Genomic DNA, 23,782 nt, shown 5'->3' on the forward strand with positions numbered 1-23,782 from the left:
GTTTAGTTAATTCATGTAATAACCAAAGTGTGAATTATACTTATTTGAAACGATATATATATATATATGTAACCAAACAACAAAACTGATATAATTTAAATAACTATGATTACAAAATATGACGATAAAGTAAAAATTAAAGCGAGTTTTATTACAAAGCGTTTTGAATTAATAGATGCTAATAAAGGGAAATCTCGCATCAGAGACCTTTTCTTCCCAACGACTTATAAAACTTTCTGGGCACTACGTAATGTAAGCTTTGAAATGAAGGAAGGAGAGTGTATCGGGGTCATTGGTTTAAATGGTGCGGGAAAATCAACGCTTTCAAATATTATTAGCGAACAGATTGCACCTACAACGGGACAAATCGATATTAATGGTGAAGTTTCAATCATAGCGGCTGGCGCAGGTATGCAAAACAACATTTCAGGACGAGAAAACATACGTCTTAAGGGTTTGATGCTCGGTATGAAAAATAAGGAAATAAAAGCCAAAATGCAGGAGATTATAGATTTTTCCGAACTTGGCCCCTTTATTGATCAGCCAGTTAAAACTTATTCTTCTGGAATGAGAGCAAAACTTGGCTTTTCTATCATGGTTCACCAAGATCCAGATATTATGATTATTGATGAGGGATTATCAGTAGGAGATAAAACTTTTGTTGACAAAGCTCAAAAAAAGATGTTTGAGTTTCGTGATAAGGGAAAAACAATTTTACTCGTTTCTCACGATATGCGTACAATTAAAGAATGGTGTGATCGTGTCATCTGGTTAAATCATGGGGAAGTAAAAGCTTATGGTCGTACTGACGAGGTACTTCCTGAATATGAAAAATTTGTCGATTGGTTCAAAGCTCTTCCCAAAAAAGAACAAGAATACTATAAAAAAGAACAACGTCAAGCGCAGTTTGATTATTCTGTTGAAGAATTAAAAAAAGAAATTGTCAGTCAAAGTACAATAAGAAGCCGGCGTATACACCAAGAAGTTAACCAAGTTTTAAAACAAAAAAAAGATAACCATAAGTTATCATCATTTTCCAAACTAGTGTTAGGCCTTTGCGTTTTTGTTTTCCTTTGGATTAGTCTTGTTTCAATGAGCAATACACGATTAAAGAATTCTGTAAAGCATCCCATCCAATTTTTCTCGGAGCGACTTTTTAAAGCAAGAATTACTCCAGAAGAAAAGGAAGAGAATAACGTTAAGCAATCTGAAAAAAAAAACAACCCCCACAACAGAAACTCCTAAAGCATCAGAAGCTGAAAATAAATCAGAAGAGACTGTTAAGGAAGAGGAAACTTCGACGCACCACAAACCAGAGGGAACGACTTATATAGTACAAGTAGGGGATTCATTAGGATCTATTGCTGAAAGTAAGACAGTAAGTATAGATAGTATTCAAGCTGCTAATCCAGATGTAGATTTTAATGTAATACATCCAGGACAGGAAATTAATATTCCTCAAATAACAGATATAATGCCAGAACAGCTAGAGGACGGAGTAACGCAACAATGAAAGATGCTATTCTTTATCTCAAAGAGCAAGTCAAATATTTTCCGGTCGCTGTAAATTTATCAAAATACAGCACTAGAAGTGCCTCAATGCAAAATAGATTAGGGCGAGTGTGGGAAATACTTGATCCATTGATGCAATTGTTTATTAATTATATTATTTTTGCAGTCCTTTTTCGTCGTTCCGCACCAGATGGACTTCCTCCTCTTGCATGGATGTTTGTTGGTATGGGTGTGTATTCTTTTATGAAGCGGATTATCGTGACAGGTTCAAGAAGTATTTCGACACAGTTTAAAACAGCTGCAAAGATGAAATTTCCCGTGAGTATCATGCCGACAGCGGCAATGGTAGGCTTTTTGACAGAACTTCTCATTATGGTTGGTGCAGGTCTTATTATTGCTGTCTTTTGGGGTTATTATCCTACGCTTTATTGGTTGCAGTTCTTCTATTATTTTCCCATGTTGGTACTTTTCTCACTGGCAGTCGCTCTTTTGTGTTCATCAATACAAATTGTCTTTCCAGATTTTAAATTTTTCTTGAATTATATTTTTAGATTTTTAATTTTTGGTTCAGGCGTAGTCTTTTCACTCGACCGCTTCAAGGTGATTCCCCCAATTTTAATACAGTCACAACTATTAAATCCTTTCTTTTATCTTGTAGAAGGTTTTAGAGATATAGCTTTTGGACGACAGTGGTTCTGGGAGAATGGAAAGTTTAACTTGAATTTTATACTTCTCATATTTATCATACTCGTTATTGCAGCAAACGCTCATATGAAGATTAGAGATAGGATAGCGGATTATTTATAACAGAGGTTATTATGAAAAAAATATATTTTGTTACAAATGTATTGCCAAAGATTCATGGAGGACGTACAGGTTCGCTTTTATATAGAGCAAAACTTTTGAATAGCAGAGGACAAAATTTAACAATAATTTCTACAAATTACAATCCCAACTATCCAGCTGTTTATCAGTCCTTCAGAGATTCTAAAAAAGTGCTGCATAATACAGAATTTCTCAATATATATGATTATTACAAGGAAAACAGTCAAACGAATGACAAAATCTTAGTTTGGAGCGAAGTACTTAAAGAAGAGAGTGAAGAACTTTCGAGTTTAACACAAGTGATTCGTTCAAGAAAAGGGGGGAGAAGCTATTATTACAAGGAAGGTATCCCTAAATATGTAATAAAGGAATCGAAACAAGGAATAGAATTTTTTGCAGTCTATGATGAGTGGAACTTTAACCCCTCTAAATATTACTTTGTAAATGAAGAAGGTCTAATCCATAGGATTGATTACTACGATGTTGAAAATAATCTTACTCGGCAGGAGTTCTTAAACAATCAAGGAAAAATTTACCTTAGAAAGAAATTTAATCTAAAAAATATTTCGGAAATTTGTTTAAAGAAAGAAGAGTTTATTTCTTTTTCAAGTGAAAAAGAATTTATTGGTCACTTTTTTAAGGAAGTTTTCGATGAAAATGGTGTTGTTGTGAATGATGCACGTTTTTTAGATATTCCTCTTTTAAAAACAAATGTTGGAAAGAGAATATTTCAAATGCACAGTTCGCATTTGGTAGATCCTTTAGATAATGACTCTGTTATCAAAGGATCATTTTCTAACATTTTAAATTCCATCTTTCCCCAGTCGGATACAATCGTGTCTTTGACTGTAAAACAGAAAAAAGATATTCTTGCAAAAGTTCCCTCTCTAGAAAAGAATATTGTAGTCATTCCTCATTCTACAATGCCAAGGAAAATAAAACATCAAAGAAAAACAAATCATTTTGGTATTGTTTCTAGGTTGTCGCCTGAAAAGAATTTAGAAGATGCTATTAAAGGCTTTGCATTGTTTGTGATGGAATATCCAAATTATATCTTAGATATTTATGGGGATGGAGAATGTCGACAAGAACTTGAGGACTTAGTTGTCAAATTAAATATCAAGGACAAGGTCATCTTCCACGGCTACGTAGTAGACACGGACAAAGCATATCAAGAAGTTCAAAACTCACTTGTTACAAGCAATTATGAAGGCTTTTCACTTGTGACATTAGAAGCTATTTCTAATGGAACAACTGTGATTACTTACGCCCTTAACTACGGACCTACAGATATAATTGATGAACACAGCGGTTGGGTGACAAGTGAAAGAACACCTGAAGCGCTGAAAGAAAAAATGATAGAGGCGGTCAAAAATCCCAAAAATGTGGAAAAGGTTCAGCAAAGGAGTTTGGAATTTTCGGAAGAAAAGTTTATTAATAAGTGGTTAGAGTTATTGGAGAATAATTGATGTTAGATATTAAACAATTTAATGAAAAAATACGTGAGAGTTATTCCGCAAGTGAGAATAGCTATAGTAAGTTTTTAACGCAATATTTTCCAATGTGGGAAATATTTGATCGAGAAATAGTTGGTGAAAATGTACTTTTTTACAAGGATAATCAAAAAGTATTTAGTTTGAGAATAGATCGTGATACTAAAAAATATGTGCATATTGATTTTTATAGCACTCAAGCTAAAAAACCTCACAAAAGAGTATTACTTTCGAATGAATGTGTAACATTCATCAGATACTATGAGTTTAATACTTGGGAGCGGAATTACGATGTTATTTTAGGAAAAAATTTCATTCCAAGATATACAAAGGAATATTTTGAAAATGGAAATCGGTGGATAGATTGGTATTATCAAGCAGGTAAAGTTTTTTATGATGAAAATAAATTTATGACATTTATTTCCCAATCGATTCTAACTAATATCGAAGCACTATAGGTATCAAAAGATAGATTTTAAAAGGAAATTATGGAAACGATATACAGCGAAACAATGATTATTGTGGAAGAAGAGCTTATTCTCTTTCTGAATAGACAGTTTACATCTCAAGTGGAATTATTCCTAAGGAAACGAGGAACAAAAAAATATCAAGAAATTCCAACAGTCAAAACAGACGGAAAGCTTGGAGTAACGTTATCTTTTTTTGAAGAACTGATTAGTGAAAATAGTGGAGGTGTTTTGCGCTATGATCTGTATGTTAAGAAGAAAGAAACTGATTTTTTTCAATCTCTTATTTCCAATGAAGCTACAGAATCAAATCAATATGAAAAAATTATTTCCACGGATTCTTCTCATCAGTTTGTAAAAATATATACGACTTTAGGAAATAGTTTGGCTATTGCAACCGCAAATTTTCATGAAGGTATTGTGCTTACAGATATTGATGATAAAAGCAAAAAAATAATTTTCCGAGATTTTTCAAATTCTAGTTTGGCAATAAAGTGGAACAATAATAAAACATTAGAAGTTGAGACACAGGAAAACATAAAAGAGGTCACTCTCTCTGAGGCTCTAAACCAATTGCCTTTTTTTAAAGAAAAACATCTTCTTTCTCAATTTGACAATACTAAAAGTATTAAAATTCAGTATGGTTTAATCAAAGCTCATTATATCGTGGCTTTAAGTTCTTATGAGTCTTTAGCTTTAAAAAGTAATGCTAAACAAGATGTTGTAAAGGCTACGCGGATAACTTCTTTGGATACCCATGCACTTATTATCACACAGAAAACATTGGTTATTGGATCAAACTTTAAAGATAAGATAAAAATATTTATTAAAAAGCGAGGAAGTAAAAATTATCGTTTAATACAAGAGTTATCACATCTGGAATCAAAAATTAAACAACAGAAAATATTTGGAAGAGTCGAAGAAGAGCTTTCTTTTTCTGGAGTTTATGATTTTTTCTTCTCGAATGCAAGTGAAGAAGTATATTATCCTTTGAATTTAACAGCTTCTTTGGAAAAAGTGTTAATTTTTTCAGAAGGAAATAGTATTTCTCTAGAATATTATGCAACAAAAAACAATAATCTTGCATTATTAGTTAAACAAATTGCTACCACAGATATTCAAGCAACATTGATTTCCTATAATAGAAAAGAAGTTATATTTGATTTCAAAAAACAAATAGCAGCAGCTGAGTTGCTAATTGTAAAAAGAAAAAATAAGTCAGAAAGATACAGCGTACCCGGACATAGTGAAAATACTTGTTTCAAATTTATATGGGACAATGCCTTAGATAGTTTAGGTAAAGAACAAGTTGGAGCAATTTATGATTTTTACATAAGAACAACTTTGCCAAACGGTAATCAGGCTATCCATCGCCTAACTAATACTGAAGAAATGGCAATAGAAACTGAAGATAGTACTGAAATTAAAGATGATAAACAAAGATACTTAGACATCATCGAACTTATTGAGAATTCACATAATATTCATAATCAGACAGTACAGCCCTATCTCACTCTTAATAATAAATGGTCACTCCATAAAGGAAGAGCTTATAATTTGAAAAAAACAAATTATAAGATTAATACAAAGGTTATTGGGTTCTCCAAAGCTGCAAGTTCTTATACAGTCAGTGTTTTGCTTGGAAATCAAACAGATTCTGCCTTAGAATACTCTCAACTTGTGTTGGTTAATAGAAATCGCCTTGTCCATATTGAAACATTATTAGAAACGGGAAAAGTAAAAATAGATGATGAGCAAGCCATCGTCACCGCAACTTTTTCTCCTCAAGCAGATATGTCTCCTTTTTATTATGACCTATTTGTTTTAGTAACTGATATGGAAAAGTCGGAAAAACCATTTTATATCCCTGTTAAAACGGTTGATACAGCAACTAGAAATATTATTGAGAAGGACGTCTTTTCCCAGCAAAGCTTTATTAATCAATACATGATGTATCCTTACATTTCAAATCTGGGAGATTTAGCTTTTGAGTTCCGTCTTTTTGAAAAATTCGAACACAAAGAGAACTATACCAAGGAAATCAGAGCTGAACAGATTGCGAAAAAATTAGCACCTCAATTTAAAAATGATAAAATTTGGATTATTTTTGAAAAAAATGCACAAGGTGGACATGATAACGGTTTTCATTTCTTTAAATACATGATGGAGAATACCGACAGAAAAAATATTTATTATGTGATTGATCCGTCATCTCCAGAATATAAAAATCTATTACCATATAAAGATAATGTTTTAGAATTTATGAGTGAAAAGTACTTTGTCTATCTTTTTTTAGCAGATCTATTGATAGCAAGTGATACTAGATATCATGTGTATAATACACATATCAAATTATCACCTCTAGGCAAGGCGCTTGCCAATAAACCATTGGTTTATTTACAACATGGTGTAAACGGTATTAAACGTGTACCGGCTTTTCATAAAAATAGTCGTTTATTAGATTTTATTTGTGTCCCGGATGAATATGAAAAGCAAATGGTGATTGAGAAGTGGGGCTACAGTGAAGAAGAAGTTGCGGTTACTGGATTAGCAAGATGGGATAGCTATACCGATAAAACGCACGCTATTCCATATAAACAAATTTTTCTTATGCCAACATGGCGTAAATGGATGGATGGGATGACGTCGGAGAAGTTTGTGGACACACCATTTTATAAGCACTATGCTGAGCTATTAGCTTCTCCCTCTTTAAAAGATTTGATGTTAGAAAATAATGCACGAATTTCATTCTTTTTACATCCCTACTTTAAAAATTATGTTGAACTATTTGACATTGATGACACATTTATTGATAAGTATGGCTACTTAGATGTGGATATGGGTGAAGAAATACAAAAATCTTCCTTGATGATTTCAGACTATTCTTCTGTTTTATGGGACATGTTTTATTTAGATAAACCAGTTATTTTTTATCAATTTGACCAAGAAGACTATTTAGTTTCTGAAGGTAGTTACATGGATTATGAAACAGAGTTATTTGGAGATGTTGTTTTCGATGCTGAAGCACTTATTCAAAGTATTAAAAAAGTAGTCTCTAATAATTTTGAGATTGAAAAAGAGTATAAGGAAATGCGCAGTAATTATTTTACTTACATTGATCAGAATAATTCCGAAAGAATTTATGATGTAATAAAAAAATTAGAGAATAAAAGTAAATCTTCTAATAACAAGAATAAGCCTAAAAAGTTAGTGACAAAGTCAAAAGATACTAAAAAAGTTAAGGCGAAGTATGTGAAAAGTAATGTTAAGCCTAAATTTTCAGCAAGAGTTATACGCAAAATAAAAAGGGAATTAAGAAAAATAAAGAAAGCGTAGAGGAATAAATGTTTTGACTAAGTTTATCCCACGATTATACTATACTGAATTTTACGAAACCCAGAAAATAACTTCTAACATTGTACTTTACGAAAGCCGTGATGGCTCAGCCATAACCGACTCGCCTCTAGCTCTTTTCTTAAATTTGGTAATTCGACCTGAGTTTGAAGAGTTAGAACATATCTGGGTGGTGAAAAAAAAAGAGAACAAGAAGCTGTTGTTCAATATTCCAGTTTCTCTTCGACATCGGCTCAAGCTTGTAGAACGTAATTCGCAAGAATATGTGGATTATCTCCTTACAGCCAAGTACTTAATCACCAACTCGACCTTTCAATCATGGTTTTCTAAAAAAGCAGGACAAATTTACATCAATACATGGCATGGTACACCCTTGAAGCAAATGGGGTTTGATTTAGAAGATCAAGTCGGCAATACGCAAAATGTCTTGAGGAACTTACTAATGACCGATTACTTCCTCTCGCCCAATGCCCACACGACAAAAATTTTTACGGGCTCAGGCTATAAGTTAGAAGGTCTGTATCCTGGGGAGATATTGGAAACAGGTTATCCTCGGATTGATTTGACTCTCCAAGCTCAGGAACATAATAAGAAGCAGATTTTAAAAAATCTTGGATTAGTACTGGATAATAACTTGCCAAATGTGATTTATATGCCAACCTGGCGAGGCGGAGATACTCAAAATCCTTCCGACTCAGTCGCGCAACTTGTTGCAGAGTTGGGAGTCCTGAAGCAACGATTCTCAGGTGTCTTCAATATTTTGGTGAAGGTGCATCCTTACTTATATGACAGGGTTAAACAGCATCCAGCTATCAGTTCTATTTTGATTCCTGATGGGGTGGATACCAATATTGTCCTCTCTGAAACGGATATTTTAATTACCGATTTTTCTTCTGTCTTCTTTGACTATCTGGTCACAGATAAGCCGATTATTTTCTATTCTTGGGATGAAGACATTTATAGTAAAGAGCGTGGAATTTATCTGCATCCAGAAAGTCTTCCGGGACCTGTTTTGTCAACGATTTTTGAAGTGGGAGATTATTTAGAAGCTCTCACACATCAAGGAGCGTCCTATCGTAAACCTTATGAGGCTAAGAAAAAAGCATTTGTGCCTTATGAAGATGGAGCGGTCAGCCAACGTGTTGTTGATTATATCTTCAAGCAGGTGAAGCATGAAAAATTAAAGGTAATAAAAGTAAAGACGGACAAGAAAAAATTACTTTTTTATCCAGGCAATCTCGGCAATAATGGCATCACTCGTTCTTTTATGAATCTCACTCAGGTACTTGATTATCAAAAGTATGATGTGACCGTTTTTGTGAATACGCTAGAATCCCTCTTTTTAGAGAACTATCGGAAGCTAAACAAAAACATCAGACTTATCTTTCGTACAGGATCTCCAAACTTTACGCAAGTTGAACAAAAGGCTCATGACAGAGCCAACAGCATAGGTAAGATTGAAAATATTCCTATAAAGGCTTTTCAACGAGAAACCAAAAGACTTTTTTCAGGGCTGACATTTGATCTTGCTATTGACTTTTCAGGTTATAGTTTCTATTGGAGCAAATATATTGCTTTTTCGGATGCTAAAAAGAAGCTTATTTTTCAGCACAATGATTTGTATGAAGAGATGAGTAAGGAAGTCGCGGGAAGATTACCACACGCAAATCTTTCTGGTGTATTCGAACTCTACAGGTATTTCGACAAGATAATAAGTGTCTCAGAGGCGTTAAAAGCCATAAATGCTCAAAAATTATCCCCATATGTGAGAGCAGAACAACTGGAAGTGTTGCCTAATCTTATTTCTTTAGAGCAAACTCCTATTTTAGTTCAAGAGGAGAAAAAAGCGGTACAGCTTGAAGGTATTTATCGCTTCAGTAATCCCACGGTTCAAGTATATTCCCAAGCTAAAAGTGAATCTGTTTCTAAAATCTTCAATGTTTCAAAAGATAGTTTGGTCAAAGTGATTGCCTCTCGAAATGTTGGAGGAAACTTGCGTTCCAAAATTTTAATCGATGATATATATTATGGTTGGGTGGATCACTCGCAACTGAAATTTGGGGGCAATCAAGTAATCTACGAAAAGAAAGCTACAAAAGTAGCCAGTCTTATCAAGAAGAAAAATTTCCTGATTTATCGGACATTGCCTTCTTTTTCACCACATAAGAATGAAGAAGCCGTTGTAGAAAGTAAAGATGTCATCCAATATTATTGGTTTGTGAAAAAAGTTGTTGAGACTAGACAAGGGAAACTTGCCTACATTTCTAATAGGGTTGGGATTAAAGGTTGGATAGATTATGCAGCACTAACCCGCTTTCATAGTATTAAAAAGAAACCCCACTTTGCTTTAGGTTTTATGGCTCATAACCTTCGTAATAGAAAAGTGACAACGGAGAAAATAAGTTTTGAAAAATTTTCTTTTAAGATAAAAAAAGAGGTAAAGTTTATTCATACGCGCCCTGAACCTTTAAAAGGTTCCAAGAAAATCAGTGCTTTAGTTTTTGATAAGCATTTTGACTACACAACGGACGAACAACAGCGCTTTAAAGGTCAAACTTGGGTTAAAACTTATCAAAATACAAAATTTATCGGCTGGATTAAGTCAAACGATATCCAAAAGGAAGTAACCTCAAGAAACTTAGCGCCAAGCAAAAACTTACTCGAAGAAGAAATAAAGTGGATTAAAACATACCAGAAAGAAGGAATTCCTCAGTTTGTGAATGTTGGGAGACTTTCACCTGAAAAAAATCAAAAATTACTTTTGGAAGCTTTTAGTGCACTCATAAAAAGTGGAATCAAAGCAAAACTTTATATTCTAGGTACGGGTGTTCTAGAAGAAGAACTTTGTGCCAAGATACTTGAACTGAATCTGACAGATGAAGTGAAGTTATTGGGTCAAGTGGAAAATATCAGCGGAGTGCTTCAATGGATGGACTATTTTGTTTTCCCCTCTCTCTATGAAGGACAAGGTATGGCTTTACTTGAAGCTATGGCTTTGGGTCTATTACCCATTACCAGTGGTATTCCAACTTCCAGAGAAATTCTTCAAGAAGGTTATTACGGCATCATTTATGAGCATAACGATAAGGAAGAATTGGTAAAAGCGATGAAAAAAGCGCTGAGTCGAAAAAATTCTTATCCGAAGTTTGATTTGAGTGATTATAACAAAAGAGTTAGAGAAAAACTGCAGATTATTTTGGAAGAGTAAAAGTTTTAATAAGGATAGAATACAAAATGAACAAAGAAAAACGCATCCTCGTCGCAGGCACCTTCGACATCCTCCACGAAAGTCATGTGGACATGTTGCGCAATGCCAAGAACCTTGGTGATAAACTGATCGTCATGCTTTCGACAGACGAATTTAATGCCCAAAAAGGGAAGAAAGCTTATCAGGAATATGCGACACGCAAGTATATTTTGGAGTCTGTCCGCTATGTGGATCTTGTGGTTCCGGAACAGTCTTGGGAGGACAAGGTTCTCTATATTGACATGTTTGAGGTGGATATTTTTGCGATGGGCGATGATTGGCAAGGGAAGTTTGACTTCTTGAAAGAACAATTTCCTGAGCTGAAAATCATGTACTTTCCACGTGGCAAAACTTCCTCTTCAAGTATTAAGCAGGATTTAGGGAAGATGTACATTTCCAACATGGATACTGGAAGTAAATGAAGGACATCAAAGACCTACTTTCAAAATTCAAACTGGCAGCTCAGCCTGTAAAATTTTTGCGATTGTTACAGGAGATGGACCAACTCTTTAAAGCACAACCTCACAACTATCCTAAAGATAAGAAGTCGCAGAAGCTCTATCTCAAGGTTGAGGATGATATTTACTTTTTTCAGAGAAAAAGATTTGTTCAGGTAGAGTTTTTACCTCAAAAGGCAAATCTGATAAAGGTCAGTCAGGGAGCGCTGGCTCATGTGGCACACATTTTAGGAAAACCTGATGCGGACATTAATGTCTTGCTCAAAGCGCTTCGTCAGGTTGATGATATTTCGCTCTTTCAGGAGATCATGACGGAGCTTTCGGGAAATTTTTCCAGTAATATCAGTTTGCGGCAGGTACTTAGAAGTTTAAGCAAGAAGTAATGAAAAGTAAAAGGAGCAAGATGACAGCAGTAAGTTTTTTGGGGAATTTAAGACGGTTAATCTTGAAAGCCTTGCTTTCTGTGTTTTTGCGTGTATTGCCTCTTTTTATCAAGCGTGAAGCCAAGATGATTCTTTTTGCCAGCTATAACGGTAAATCAACGGGAGACAGCCCGGGCGCTATCTTTGAAGCATTGCGTGCTGATCCGGCTTAAGCAGACTACCAGCTGGTTTGGGCTTTAAAGAAGCCGCGTCCGGTCGCAGGAGCTGAAGTGGTAAGATTTAACAGCTTGGCTTATTACAAAGCGCTGACCAAAGCAAAGTACTGGGTCTTTAATGCCAAGATGGCGCCTTATTATTACAAGGCAGAAGATCAGGTTTATTTACAGACTTGGCATGGGACACCGCTGAAGCGTTTGGCGCATGACATTGAGGATACGGGCAAGCGTTATCGTGCTTACTTGACCCACAAGCAAATGGTGAAATCTTATGCAGAAGACAGCAGACACTGGGATTGGTTAATTGCTTCATCACCTTTTACTGTCGATAAATTCGCCAGTGCTTTCCAGTTCCCGCCAGATAAGATGATTCAAATGCCTTATCCGCGGACAGATATACTGTATCAACCAAAGCCAGAGCAGATAGAACAACTCAAAGCGCACTATCAGCTTCCTTTAGATAAAAAAGTCATCCTTTATGCTCCGACGTGGCGCGATGATGCATATGGTTTGGATGGATATCATATGCGGCTCCAGCTTGACTTTGCACACTGGAAAGCAGTGCTTGGTGAGCAGTATGTGGTCCTGTTTAAGCCGCATTATTTGATTTCCAATCACATCAGGATTGACGAGGAGTTGAAGGATTTCATCTATCCATTGCCAGCGACTTTAGATATTCATGAAGCATATCTTATGGCCGATGTGCTGGTGACGGATTATTCATCGGTTTTCTTTGATTATGCTATCTTGAAGCGTCCGATTTATTTCTATATGTATGATTTGGAGCTTTACAGCCAGCATTTGCGCGGATTTTACTTGGATGTACACAAAGATTTACCGAGTGAGCCGATACAAACTGAAAAAGAGTTGCTTGCGGCACTTTTAGAAAACAACTTTGATTATGCCCGTTTAGCGGACTTTAACCAACGTTTTAACCCGTGGGTAAAATGTTCAAGTAGCCTAAAAATTATCGAAAAAATTTTTATGGAGTGCAAGGAAAGTTGATTTTTTCGAGCTCACAGGAGCCATAAAAAGAAAGAGGAGAAAACATGACGATGAACAGAAGCAGGAAAAAGACAAAGAAAAAGCACCCTGTGAGAAATGCGATACTTATTATTCTAGGGCTTTTCCTAGTAACAGGAACGGCTCTCGCTGCTGTGTTTTACCAGACGGCCAGAGTAAATGTTGATAAGACTTATGCACCACTTGAAAGCTCCAAGGATCAAGCCGAAGCGAGTCAAGCCATCAGTGAAAGTCGACCGCTGTCCTTTCTTATCATGGGACTTGATTCACGTGATGAGGATTTGTCCGGGAGAACAGATAGCTTAATGGTGGTCACGCTGAACCCGCAAACCAAGCAAACAACCATGGTTTCCATTCCACGAGATACTTTTATCGAGGTAGAGGATGGCTCAATTACAGCGTTTAACAAGATTAATGCGGCCTTTACCCAGGGAGGCGCAGCTGCCTCAATCGCAGCAGTCAATCAATTGCTTCATCTCGAAATTGACCATTATATAACCATGAATTTTAGTGGTGTTGAACATTTAGTCGATGCACTGGGAGGTGTAACAGTCAACTCTGCTTTTGCTTTTACTGTGGGCGATATGGAATTTCACGAAGGTGCAAATAACTTGAATGGCAAGCAAGCTCTTGCCTTCACACGTATGCGCCATGATGATGTCAGAGGAACTTATGGAAGAGATGAACGTCAACAAAAAGTCATTGCAGCTATTCTCGCAAAAATGAAGTCGCCACAAAGTTTGACAGCATATCAAGGGATTTTTGAGGCTTTGGGTGGTAATGTCAAGACGGACGTGACCTGGAGTCAGATTCAAAAGATTATACTGAACTACAATCAGGCCTTTGGAAATGTCGTGCATGAGTCTGTGCAAGGGCAAGGACAAATGCTCAATAACTTAAGTTTCCAAGTTGTGTCAGAAGAAGAACGTACCCGCATTCACGATTTACTTCAAGAGCAGTTAACAAAATAAATAAGCAAGAATGAAAAGAATTTCTAGAGGAAGGAGAAGCTCTTAATGAAACTTAAATCCATCGTGTTAACCTTCATTTTGGCACTCTTCTATCCCTTCACTTTTCTCTGTCGTGTGCATCAAAACCGTGTCACTTTCATTTCACTTGAGCATGAAAATCTGTCCAAGGATTTCAAAATCTTGCATGATAAGTTAAGCACCAAGCAAGAGTACGAGATAAAAACTTTGCTTTTCAAGTTCCAGCCCACTTTTTTAGGACAACTCCAGTATAGTTTTGCCTGTATCCGTCAACTTTTCGTCCTTCAAAGTTCAAAACTGGTGATCATTGACTATAACAACTTCGTCATTTCTAAATTTCCCCATCGTAAAGAAGTCAAAGTTCTAGAGATTTGGCACGCCACAGCAGCTCTAAAAAACTTTGGCAACTGTGTACAAAGGGATTATGAAATTAAAAACTACGATTATGCTATAGCCAACTCCGACTTTTACAAAGGAGTATATGCCCAAGCTTTCAATCTTCCTGAAGAAAACGTCCTTGTTACAGGTATTCCTAACAATGACAAAATCTTCAATGAACATTTTGTTCAAGACACCAAAGCACGACTTCTTGAAAAATATCCCATCTTGACAAATAAAAAAGTCATAACCTATGCGCCAACATTTCGTGGGCGGATCAGTACTTACTTTAAAGAAGTTAAAATTGATTTAGCTCGTGTACATCAAGCTTTGGGTGAGGACTATATCCTCATCTACAAGGCGCACCCACTGATTTCGGGTTCGGCTTATGAGAATAATCCTCATGTGCTTTTTATTGAAGAAGAGTCCATCTCCTCGATTTTTTGTGTTACGGATGTTTTGATTACCGATTATTCGGCTATTGCAGTGGATTGGATGGTCTTTGACAAACCTATCATTGCTTATGTGCCCGACTATAAAAGTTATTCTAAAAAACCAGGTTTGACGATCGATTACCTGCAAGAATTTCCCGGTGAGGTTACTTTTAATGAAAGTGAGCTCATCCAAGCGCTCCAGGCAACGAATAGCACATCCTACCAAAAGGAAAGAGCTCTCTTTTTCAAGAAAACCTATAACTATGGCGATGGCAAAGCAACAGAACGTGTGCTTAAGTTGATTGAAGCAATTATGAACCAGAGCTTGTAGATAAAATTTACATAAAAAAAGCCATTAGACTAGAGACTAGAGCTAAATGGCTTATTTTTTTACTTTTATCCTTATTTTTGAATGAAGTAATAAGATGTTGCTTCACCTGAAGCGAGGAGAGCATTCGCTTTGTCTTGAAGTTCCTTGTATGATGTTGAAACTGTTGACTCATGCTTGTTGCCTGCTTTATCTACATAAACCAAGACCCAAGCACGTCCGTTGGGAGTTGTTTCAGAGCTAGATGGTGTTGCATTAGGGTCAGCCTGAGGACTATGACCACCTGCACCGTTATTTTCTACTGGATTATTTGAGTTATCGACCCATCCTTGATCGGAACTTTCTGATGTTGCAGGCTCAGACGGTTGTTCAGATGTAGCTGGGGCTTCAGAAGTAGCTGTTGTGGAATCTGAAGTTGAACTGGCATCTGAGCTCTCAGATGTTGTAGTTGTTGTTTCTGAACTGCTGGCTTTACTTGTACTTTCACTTGAGCTTTTAACAGAGCTAGAAGGTTCAGAAGATGTGTCTTTCTTTGCGCTAGTTGTATTGCTGCAAGCTGTCAGTAGCAAGACAGCAGCTAATGAACTAACTAAAAGTAATGATAATTTAAATTTTTTCATATGTAAGACTCCTTAAAATTCCTTTTCTTTCTTCCAGTATAACATATTGTCTCTCAAAAACCTGATTAATTATCTATAAATTAAAAGTTAATGAAGAAAAAACTCTCATCTAAAAAAGATAAGTCGAATAATTTGTAAGCGTTTTTTAACTTTGTTAGAATTATTATATAGAAAAAATAATAAATAGAAAGAAAGAGGTGCTTTATGATTTGGTCATTAATCGTTGGTGCAATTATCGGGGTGATTGCGGGTGCAATCACAAGCAAAGGGAAGTCTATGGGATGGATTGCTAATATCTTAGCGGGTCTCGTGGGTTCTGCTGTTGGTCAAGCTTTACTGGGATCATGGGGCCCTAGTTTAGCTGGTATGGCGCTTATACCTTCCATTATCGGTGCCGTTATCGTGGTAGCTGTTGTTTCTTTCTTCTTAAGTAAAATGGGCGATTAAACAGTAGCTGCAGTAAAACGGGAGGAGGAAATGTGTCAAAAGGAAAAAAATTTATTCTAATTTTAGTTGATTTATTTCTTATTACAATCATCCTACCACTGTTTCTTTACACACTCGGGAAATTTAATATAGTCCAACCAATTACAGATATGGCGCAGGTCCCTTATATTGGACCTTACTTGCCTACATATTTCTTGTTTGCAACAGGTATTTTAGGAATTCTCTTACTCATTCTTTTACTTGTCATTATCTTCTATCCAAGAAGATATACAGGCTTTGTCTTAGGAGAAGGTAGAGGAGAACTGCTTCTTAAAAAATCTGCGATTGAAGGCTTTGTGCGAGAAACGCTCAGAGAAAATGGTTATATTAAAGATCCGAAAATCGATACTTTGCTAGGTAAAAATAAGATTAAAATTGCGATTAAAGGTGAGATTATACCTCGTGTGCAAATTTCAGAAAAGGCTTTGCTTATTGAAGAAGAAATTCGTAAGGGCTTGAAAGAGTTTCTCGGGGTAAATCATCACTTAAGTTTGAAAATAAAAGTGAACGCTGTAACACCAAAGAGTAAAAGCAGTTCACGTGTGTTATGATTGGAGGTTAGATGAATCTTTTAGAAGAATATCAATATCCAATTATAGGTGGGGCAATTGGAGCAATCATCGCTATCTGTATCTTTACAATTGGTTTTTGGAAGATGCTCTTACTGTTTTTACTCATCGCGCTTGGTAGTTATATTGGTTTCTATCTCGAACGTACAGGATATATTGATAAAATAGGTAAAAAATAATTAAATAATTTATAAATAAAAAGGAGAAGCTATGGTACAAGAAAACAAAAAAACTTTGGATAACTCAGTTGATGCAGTAAGTGGAACTTTAACTTATGAAGATAAAGTGATTCAAAAAATCGTAGGACTTGCCTTGGAAAAAGTAGACGGCTTGCTTGCAGTTGATGGTGGCTTCCTGTCTAATCTCACAGGAAAACTCGTAAATACGGACGATGTAACTTCTGGTGTAGGTGTCGAAGTTGGTAAACAACAAGTTGCGGTTGATCTTAAAATCGTAGCTGAATATAAGAAATATGTTCCTGACATTTATAAAAATATAAAAGAAGTTGTTTCAAAAGAAGTTAAAGGCATGACAGACCTTGAAGTTGTAGAAGTTAACGTAGATGTTATCGATGTTAAAACGAAAGAACAACAAAAACAAGATGAACAAAGCCTTCAAGATAAAGTAGGCGATGCCGCAAAATCAACAGGACGATTTACTTCGGAAAAAGTTGATCAAGTGAAAGACAAAGTCAGCGATGATGATGAACCACGTGTAAAATAAAAAAATAAGGAGATTTTCTCCTTATTTTTTTTATTAAATCTCTTCCTTTAGTTGGACAACTTTGACTTGATAGATACTCGACTCATGAAGCATTTTTTGGAGAGCATTAATCATCAGAACCAACCATGTAAAGGAAATTGCAAAGGCAATAATCTCGAAAACCGTCAGAGACAGATAATGAACTTTCAGAAATAAAATTGCTGAAGTAACAAGAGCGACGAAAACAATAGCTGACATGCTGAGAAATTCTTTCGAAATTTGGGGTAACAGATATTTACTTAATACTATCAAGATAATAATGCACAAAACAATACCATACGCAGAGGCATTGTGAAAGGTCATTGTCCATGATTGAGCGGGGAAAATACCTACACCAGCAATAAACAGAGCAATGACATAGTAGAAAGCTTGAACAATTTTGACTTTGAAATTGTACAAGTCGCTTTTTTGAAAATCCATAAATAAATAATCAGTGATCGTTAATAGCATCAAAGCAGAAAAAATCATCGTAAAATTAAATTGCCACTGATTTTTAGCTTCACCTGTTCCTAAAAAGCTAAAGTTGTATTGCCACCAGCCATTTTGACCATTAGTGGCCATGGAAAGGAAAATACCACCAATAAAGGTAATAAACAATAAGATAATCAGATGAGAAATTTTAACACAGGCTGCAAAAAGAATCAAAAAGTAAAAAACAATAGCTGAAAAGAGAGCAGCTACAAAAGAAGCTGTGAAGCGATCGAGAGTTACTCCGACAAAGGTCATCCCCAAAATGTACCAAATTAATGCTTGAATCGCAAAAACAATCAAGGTATAGGCAAGGCTGATTGTGACAAGTTCTCTTATACGGCTAAGCATGCGTTTTTGTGGTGAGGTATTTTGCTTGGCATAAACCCAAAGGAAGGTTGCAAAGCCAATAATTGTCGCACACAGCATGCTGATTCCAGCGACAGAATGATACCGCCCGCCCGTAAAATTAATCTGAGAATGACCACTTAAAAAGAAAGTAAGTAGCGAGATAACTAAACTTAATAAACTGGGAATAAGCATATAGTGTAACGAAAAATTTTGTGCATCAAGCTGATCAACGTCACTTTTTAAGACAATCTGGTTTTGCTCGACTGACATTTTATAGTTTTGTTGCTCAAATTTATCCGCAACATCATCCGGAATTTCAATTATTTTTTTCATTTATCTTCTCCATTTTTTAACTCCTATTCTTATTATTATATCAATATTTTGACGATTTAACTTCTCCGATTCATTTAAGAAATGAAAATTTTCTGAATTGAAAGATTTGAGTTAAGTTTTTCGCTAATTTAAAAGAGAAGTGTTAAAATTAATGAAATGAAATCGGTTGCCAAGTAGGATACGAAGTGGAAAAGGGGTATAAGATGTTTCAATTTTTAAAGTTGTTTTTAATCAATGCAGTAATTTTCCTTATTTTGGATAGTTTATGGTTAATCTTTGCAAATAAAAAATTTTATCAACCATACATTGGTCATCTGATGGGGCAAACCAAACTTTTGCCTGCCGTCATTTTTTATCTTATTTATGTGGCTGCACTTGTATTTTTTGTTTTGGTACCTGGACAAGAAAAAGAAAGCCTTTCTTATGTTCTTTTAGCTGGAGCTTTTTTTGGAGCAGTATGTTATGCCACATATGATTTGACAAATCTTGCGACATTGAGCGATTGGCCATTGAAAATTACAATTGTTGATATTATTTGGGGGAGTTTTGTGACTTCCCTTAGTGCAACACTCACTTATATAATTGCTGAAAAGCTTTAGAAGGAGAAAGAAGTGGGAGAAAAAAATGAAAATTATCGCTTGTTGCAGAGTTTTAGAGCTGGGGCGGAAAAAGTAATCCTTCAGAAAGAAGAGCTGAATAAAATAAATGTTTTCCCTGTGGCAGATGGAGATACAGGTAGTAATCTTGCCTCACTAATGCAAGCTATTATTGACAATGTGCCGATGAAAAATTATCCTATGGATATTCTTTTAGATGAGATATCAGCAGCTGCACTTATTGGTGCTCGAGGAAATTCAGGAATCATTTTTGCCCAATATTTAAGTGCTGTGGCTGAGAACTACCAGAAAGCAGAAACGAATTTTGAAAGTTTTGTGGAAGCTTTAGAACAAGCTGTAAACAAAGCTTATAGTTCGTTAATAGATCCTAAGGAAGGGACTATTTTAACAGTAATGCGTGCATGGTCTATTACACTGGAAAAAAATTATAGATTGAATCACTCCTTTGAAGAGGCCTTGTTAGAAGCAAAAGCAGAAGCACAAGAAGCACTAAATGCTACGCAATTTCAAATGTCTTTGTTACGGAAAAATAAGTTGGTAGATGCAGGGGCGAAAGGTTTTTATTATTTTATCCTTGGTTTTACAGACTTTTACTGTGGTAGAGTTTTAAAAGTTGGGGATGAAGAGGCAGATGACGGTCTAGAGAGGGTTAAAGAACTTTCGGTAAATCATATCATAGCTGAAGTACCGCGTTACAGATACTGTTCCGAATTTATCATCAAAGCACCCCAAATCTCTGAACTTCAATTACGAGAAGTACTGCAAGAAAAGGGCGATTCAATGGTTACTGCAGGAAATGCTAAACAGTTAAAACTCCATATGCACACTAATGAGCCTCAAAAGGTCTTGGCAAAGCTAGAAAAATACGGACAAATTATCTACCAAAAAGTAGACGATATGCGCCTACAGTACGAAATTTCTCAACAAATGTTAGCTCCAATAGCGATTGTTACAGATTCTATTGCTGATTTACCTCAAGAATTCGTGCTTGCACATCAAGTGCATGTTTTACCTGTAAATGTCACTGTGGGAGACCAAAATTTTCTAGACAAGTTGACAATTAATGCACAACTCATCAAAGAAAAAGCAGATGAAAATCTTAAGATGGGTACTTCACAGCCAAGCATCCAAACGATTGATGCGCTTTTCTCTTTTTTGGAAGGTAAGTATGAACATGTGCTTGTTATCACGGTAGCGTCACAACTTAGTGGCACATATCAGTTGATTGAGCAACGTATCAAAGAAAAAAATTATTCGAAAAACTGGATTCATCTCATTGATTCACGATTAAACTCTGTTGCTCAAGGTTTACTTGTACAACGGGCAGCCCAACTTGCGGAGAGGAAAGTTCCTATCCGACAGCTTGTGCAAGAAATCCAGCAGCTACGTGAAAGAATCTTCATCTATGTGGCAGTAGCTGACTTATCTCCGATGATACAGTCAGGAAGAATTCCTCAGTCTTTGGGAGCAATAGCTCAAAAACTCTCACTTCATCCAATAATTAGTCTAGACAAAACGGGCAATGGGAAACTCATCGGTGCTTCCTTAAGTCAGAAGCAAAGTATGAAAAAAATACTCAAAAAAATCCAATCCTTAGCAAAAAGTGGACAGATTGAAGATATTGCTCTGACTCATGTCTTGGGCCAAGATGATATAGAAGATTGGCAGAAAATATTAAAAGAAAAAACAGGCAATGATTATAAGGTGATTGAGAGTTCATCTGCCATTGCTATCTCTGCGGGAGCGGGAAGTATCGCTGTCGCTGGAATTACAAAGGAGCAGTTATGATTTATGGAATAGTTTTAGGGGTTTTGCTTGTTTATTTTATTTGCTGGTTTAAAGTAGCAGACCAGAAGAAAAACTACGGATTAATCGATATAGCATGGGGCGGAGGTTTTGTTTTAACAGCGTGTTTAAGCTATTTCTTCAATACTCAAATAACCATGCAAAATAGAGCAATTTTGGTTTTGGTTGGGCTTTGGGGTGTGAGGTTATTCGTTCATTTAGCCCGACGCAATTGGAACAAACCCGAAGATTATCGCTATACAAACATGCGCCGCAGATGGGGGAGTCACGCGCCAAAACTAAAGGCTTTTTTCTCCGTCTTTATGGTTCAGTACCTTTTACTTTTTATTCTTGCGCTGCCAATCATGCAAAGCAATCACCGCCCGGAAAGTCAAATTTTCTGGTGGCAAATTCTTGGAGTAGTGGTTTGGCTGATAGGTTTTGTTTTTGAAGTAATAGGTGATTGGCAACTGGAACAGTTTAAGAAGCATAAAGAAAACAAAGGAAAATTACTGACCAGCGGCTTGTGGTCAGTGACACGACATCCGAATTATTTTGGAGAAGCTGCATGTTGGTGGGGCATCTTCTTGATCGCTTTTACAGACATTTCTGATCTTTGGTTGATCGTGAGTCCACTTTTAATCACTGGTTTACTCTTATTTGTTTCTGGAGTCCCATTACTTGAAAGGAAATACAAAGCGCGCAAAGATTTTCAAGCATATGCACAAGTCACCCCTAAATTTTTCCCTTTCATCGGCAAGAAAGGACTGTAAAAAATCCCAAGATAAATTTCTTGGGATTTTTATGTCACGCCTCAGTTAACGTTCAAGGATAAACTCAGAGTTAACAGAGGTCTGTTTATTTGCTTTTGAAACAGCCTGCTCAAAAGCCATCCGCCCGACTTGACGGCAATGGTTGTCAATGGTGGGTAATTTGAGCAATTGTCCAGCGAGCAAACGTTCTTGTCCTACAATAATCGGTTTAGGAAGTCCTTGCTCTTCAAACCAACGCCAGACATTGGCCGCAATTTCGTCGGAATTAGCAAAAATTCCGTCAAATTGTGTCAATTGTGGAGCAAAGCGATAAGCATCCTCAGATGAGATAAGGCCTGATTTGATCTGCTCTGGTCTTGCTTCAAGTTGGTAAACATCCTTGTAAGCCTGTAGAGTAGTTGAGATTGTTGGACTTTTACCTCTGGATAAGAGAAAGCCAATATTTGAACAGTGTTGCTCCTTGAGCCATTCAAAGGCTTCACGATAAGCAGGGATTCGATTTGCATAGGTTGCTGGAATCCCTGAATTTTCAGGTTTGTAGCAGAGCACGATAGGACCATATTTCTGATATTTAAGAATCGTCTCTTCAGGTACTTGACGTGAAGTGAAAATGATGGCTTCAAAGGCCTTTTTACGTAATTTTTCTAGATATTCAATTTCTAAATCCTGATTATAGTTTGAGGGGAGAATAATAATTTTATATCCTGTTTCAAAGCTTTTCTCAAGGATTCCTTCTAAAATTTTGCTGAAAAAGGGTGACTTGATATAAGGAAGTACAACACCGATATTATGTGTAGCTCCATATGCCAATTCTTGAGCAATCGCATTTGTCGCATAGTCTAATTCGGCAGCAGTTTTCAAGATTTCTTCACGCGTGTGTTGAGAGGCATAGCCATTACCAGAAAGCACACGAGAAACGGTGGCTTTGGAGTATCCAGTAAGTTTGGCAATATCAGAAAGAGATGTCATAAGGTTACCTGTTCGTTGATTTCACGAATAGCTGAGAGCGCCTCAGTTACACCGTGATCTGTATTTTTAGCTACCACTATTTTAACATGGGCTTTCACTTCTTCGCTAGCATTATCTACTGCGATAGGAAGACCGGCAACCTTCAAGAGCGGAATATCGTTATGTCCATCACCGATTGCAGCAATTTCCTCAAAGTTAATTTCCTTTTCTTCCAAAATAGCTTCCGCAGCATCAGCCTTAGTTTTTTCAGCAGATGTAATCTCTAAAGTATGTACTGTGGAACGAGTCACATGGATATCAGGAATATCCAGCTCTTTTAAAGCTTGTTCAATTTGTAGCATTTCTTCAGGGTTGAAAGACATCAGCATAATTTTGTAGATTTCAGATTGTCCGTCAAATGCTTTAATACGTGGTTCAGCTCCAGTAAGGGCTTTTTGGAAGAAAACTCCCTTGTCCTGTTTCTTAATGTACCAATGTGCCAAGCTGTACCAGCTGAGGCTTACATTTGGAAAATTTGAAGAGAAGTAATCCAAAAGAGCGGAAACAATATCAGCCGGTAAGGTGTGCTTTTCAATCACTTGAATCCCAAAATCATTTTGAGTAAAAGTTAGATTTCCGTTGAAAGCGATCTGTGGTGTCTTTAGCTGAAGTTTATTCAATATAGGGCCCATCTCAATCGGGCTTCGTGCGGAAACAAGGCTAACGGGGATATCACTCAAGCAGACTGACCAGCGATTTGTATCAGAAAGGCTGCCACGTGTATCGAGAAGTGTCCCATCCATGTCTGTAAAAATGTGTTTAATCATCGTTAAATCTCCTTTATGTTTTTTTGATGCTTTCATTGTAATTTATGAAACGCGTTCCATGTCAAGCGATATGCTTTTCCGATTTGGAAGATAAATTGAGGAGAAAAACTGGAATTTCATAAATTTTCACATAATTC

Annotated in this window: 20 protein-coding genes and 2 pseudogenes; 18 read left to right on the plus strand and 4 right to left on the minus strand. The window is 36.3% G+C overall.

Annotated features, from left to right (window positions below):
* Nucleotides 1-105 precede the first annotated feature (105 nt).
* From J0J35_RS02135 to J0J35_RS02185, 11 genes and pseudogenes are all read left to right on the plus strand, one after another.
* A pseudogene (locus tag J0J35_RS02135) lies at nt 106-1,513 on the plus strand (ATP-binding cassette domain-containing protein).
* Nucleotides 1,510-2,319, plus strand: a complete 810-nt coding sequence (locus J0J35_RS02140; protein ID WP_206917461.1) for an ABC transporter permease — start codon at nt 1,510-1,512, stop codon at nt 2,317-2,319. Before J0J35_RS02135 ends, J0J35_RS02140 begins: the two are co-directional and overlap by 4 nt.
* Before the next feature lie 11 nt (nt 2,320-2,330).
* Nucleotides 2,331-3,806 (plus strand): glycosyltransferase, encoded by a 1,476-nt coding sequence (locus J0J35_RS02145; RefSeq protein WP_206917464.1) that lies wholly within the window; start codon nt 2,331-2,333, stop codon nt 3,804-3,806.
* Entirely contained in the window at nt 3,806-4,288 is a 483-nt protein-coding gene (locus J0J35_RS02150; RefSeq protein WP_165719523.1) for a hypothetical protein, read from the plus strand. The genes J0J35_RS02145 and J0J35_RS02150 overlap by 1 nt, the downstream gene beginning before the upstream one ends.
* A 30-nt stretch (nt 4,289-4,318) precedes the next feature.
* Entirely contained in the window at nt 4,319-7,633 is a 3,315-nt protein-coding gene (locus tag J0J35_RS02155; protein WP_206917467.1) for a CDP-glycerol glycerophosphotransferase family protein, read from the plus strand.
* Nucleotides 7,634-7,646: 13 nt separating this feature from the next.
* Entirely contained in the window at nt 7,647-10,859 is a 3,213-nt protein-coding gene (locus tag J0J35_RS02160; RefSeq protein ID WP_206917470.1) for a CDP-glycerol glycerophosphotransferase family protein, read from the plus strand.
* A gap of 26 nt (nt 10,860-10,885) precedes the next feature.
* On the plus strand, nt 10,886-11,320 hold the full coding sequence (gene tagD / locus J0J35_RS02165; RefSeq protein WP_206917473.1) for a glycerol-3-phosphate cytidylyltransferase: 435 nt from the start codon (nt 10,886-10,888) through the stop codon (nt 11,318-11,320).
* Nucleotides 11,317-11,739, plus strand: a complete 423-nt coding sequence (locus tag J0J35_RS02170; protein ID WP_206917476.1) for a hypothetical protein — start codon at nt 11,317-11,319, stop codon at nt 11,737-11,739. The genes tagD and J0J35_RS02170 overlap by 4 nt, the downstream gene beginning before the upstream one ends.
* 20 nt (nt 11,740-11,759) lie before the next feature.
* Nucleotides 11,760-12,959 (plus strand): annotated as a pseudogene (locus J0J35_RS02175) (CDP-glycerol glycerophosphotransferase family protein).
* Between the two features lie 44 nt (nt 12,960-13,003).
* The gene (locus J0J35_RS02180; RefSeq protein ID WP_206917479.1) at nt 13,004-13,948 is read left to right on the plus strand and encodes an LCP family protein; all 945 of its coding nucleotides are present in this window, start codon (nt 13,004-13,006) and stop codon (nt 13,946-13,948) included.
* Between the two features lie 45 nt (nt 13,949-13,993).
* On the plus strand, nt 13,994-15,109 hold the full coding sequence (locus tag J0J35_RS02185) for a CDP-glycerol glycerophosphotransferase family protein (protein ID WP_206917482.1): 1,116 nt from the start codon (nt 13,994-13,996) through the stop codon (nt 15,107-15,109).
* Nucleotides 15,110-15,180: 71 nt separating this feature from the next.
* Here the strand turns inward: J0J35_RS02185 and J0J35_RS02190 are convergent, their stop codons facing one another.
* Entirely contained in the window at nt 15,181-15,726 is a 546-nt protein-coding gene (locus J0J35_RS02190) for a hypothetical protein (protein ID WP_019291892.1), read from the minus strand.
* 204 nt (nt 15,727-15,930) lie between these two features.
* On the opposite strand from J0J35_RS02190, the gene J0J35_RS02195 reads away from it, so the two are divergent.
* Genes J0J35_RS02195 through J0J35_RS02210 form a run of 4 tightly spaced genes read left to right on the plus strand, consistent with a single transcriptional unit; the run spans nt 15,931 to nt 17,504 of the window.
* Nucleotides 15,931-16,173, plus strand: a complete 243-nt coding sequence (locus tag J0J35_RS02195) for a GlsB/YeaQ/YmgE family stress response membrane protein (RefSeq protein ID WP_017369751.1) — start codon at nt 15,931-15,933, stop codon at nt 16,171-16,173.
* A 32-nt stretch (nt 16,174-16,205) separates the two neighbouring features.
* Nucleotides 16,206-16,763: an alkaline shock response membrane anchor protein AmaP gene (gene amaP, locus J0J35_RS02200; RefSeq protein ID WP_019293188.1), complete on the plus strand. Its 558-nt coding sequence runs from the start codon at nt 16,206-16,208 to the stop codon at nt 16,761-16,763.
* 11 nt (nt 16,764-16,774) lie between these two features.
* Nucleotides 16,775-16,960 (plus strand): DUF2273 domain-containing protein, encoded by a 186-nt coding sequence (locus tag J0J35_RS02205; RefSeq protein ID WP_019291889.1) that lies wholly within the window; start codon nt 16,775-16,777, stop codon nt 16,958-16,960.
* A 31-nt stretch (nt 16,961-16,991) separates the two neighbouring features.
* Nucleotides 16,992-17,504 (plus strand): Asp23/Gls24 family envelope stress response protein, encoded by a 513-nt coding sequence (locus tag J0J35_RS02210; RefSeq protein WP_019291888.1) that lies wholly within the window; start codon nt 16,992-16,994, stop codon nt 17,502-17,504.
* Between the two features lie 33 nt (nt 17,505-17,537).
* On the opposite strand, the gene J0J35_RS02215 is transcribed toward J0J35_RS02210, so the two are convergent.
* Nucleotides 17,538-18,695, minus strand: a complete 1,158-nt coding sequence (locus tag J0J35_RS02215; RefSeq protein WP_206917486.1) for a DUF998 domain-containing protein — start codon at nt 18,693-18,695, stop codon at nt 17,538-17,540.
* A 203-nt stretch (nt 18,696-18,898) separates the two neighbouring features.
* Between J0J35_RS02215 and J0J35_RS02220 the strand changes: the two genes are divergently transcribed.
* Genes J0J35_RS02220 through J0J35_RS02230 form a run of 3 tightly spaced genes read left to right on the plus strand, consistent with a single transcriptional unit; the run spans nt 18,899 to nt 21,870 of the window.
* On the plus strand, nt 18,899-19,294 hold the full coding sequence (locus tag J0J35_RS02220) for a DUF2177 family protein (protein WP_206917488.1): 396 nt from the start codon (nt 18,899-18,901) through the stop codon (nt 19,292-19,294).
* A 12-nt stretch (nt 19,295-19,306) separates the two neighbouring features.
* Nucleotides 19,307-21,100 (plus strand): DAK2 domain-containing protein, encoded by a 1,794-nt coding sequence (locus J0J35_RS02225; RefSeq protein ID WP_206917489.1) that lies wholly within the window; start codon nt 19,307-19,309, stop codon nt 21,098-21,100.
* Nucleotides 21,097-21,870 (plus strand): DUF1295 domain-containing protein, encoded by a 774-nt coding sequence (locus J0J35_RS02230; protein ID WP_206917490.1) that lies wholly within the window; start codon nt 21,097-21,099, stop codon nt 21,868-21,870. Before J0J35_RS02225 ends, J0J35_RS02230 begins: the two co-directional genes overlap by 4 nt.
* Nucleotides 21,871-21,915: 45 nt before the next feature.
* Here J0J35_RS02230 and J0J35_RS02235 read toward each other — a convergent pair whose 3' ends face one another.
* Together J0J35_RS02235 and J0J35_RS02240 are read right to left on the minus strand one after the other, a co-directional pair.
* Entirely contained in the window at nt 21,916-22,839 is a 924-nt protein-coding gene (locus J0J35_RS02235) for a LacI family DNA-binding transcriptional regulator (RefSeq protein WP_017369743.1), read from the minus strand.
* Nucleotides 22,836-23,645 (minus strand): Cof-type HAD-IIB family hydrolase, encoded by an 810-nt coding sequence (locus J0J35_RS02240; RefSeq protein WP_019335346.1) that lies wholly within the window; start codon nt 23,643-23,645, stop codon nt 22,836-22,838. The genes J0J35_RS02235 and J0J35_RS02240 overlap by 4 nt, the downstream gene beginning before the upstream one ends.
* Nucleotides 23,646-23,782 lie beyond the last annotated feature (137 nt).

It is taken from the genome of Lactococcus sp. LG606 (assembly GCF_017309645.1).
Taxonomy (GTDB): domain Bacteria; phylum Bacillota; class Bacilli; order Lactobacillales; family Streptococcaceae; genus Lactococcus; species Lactococcus petauri.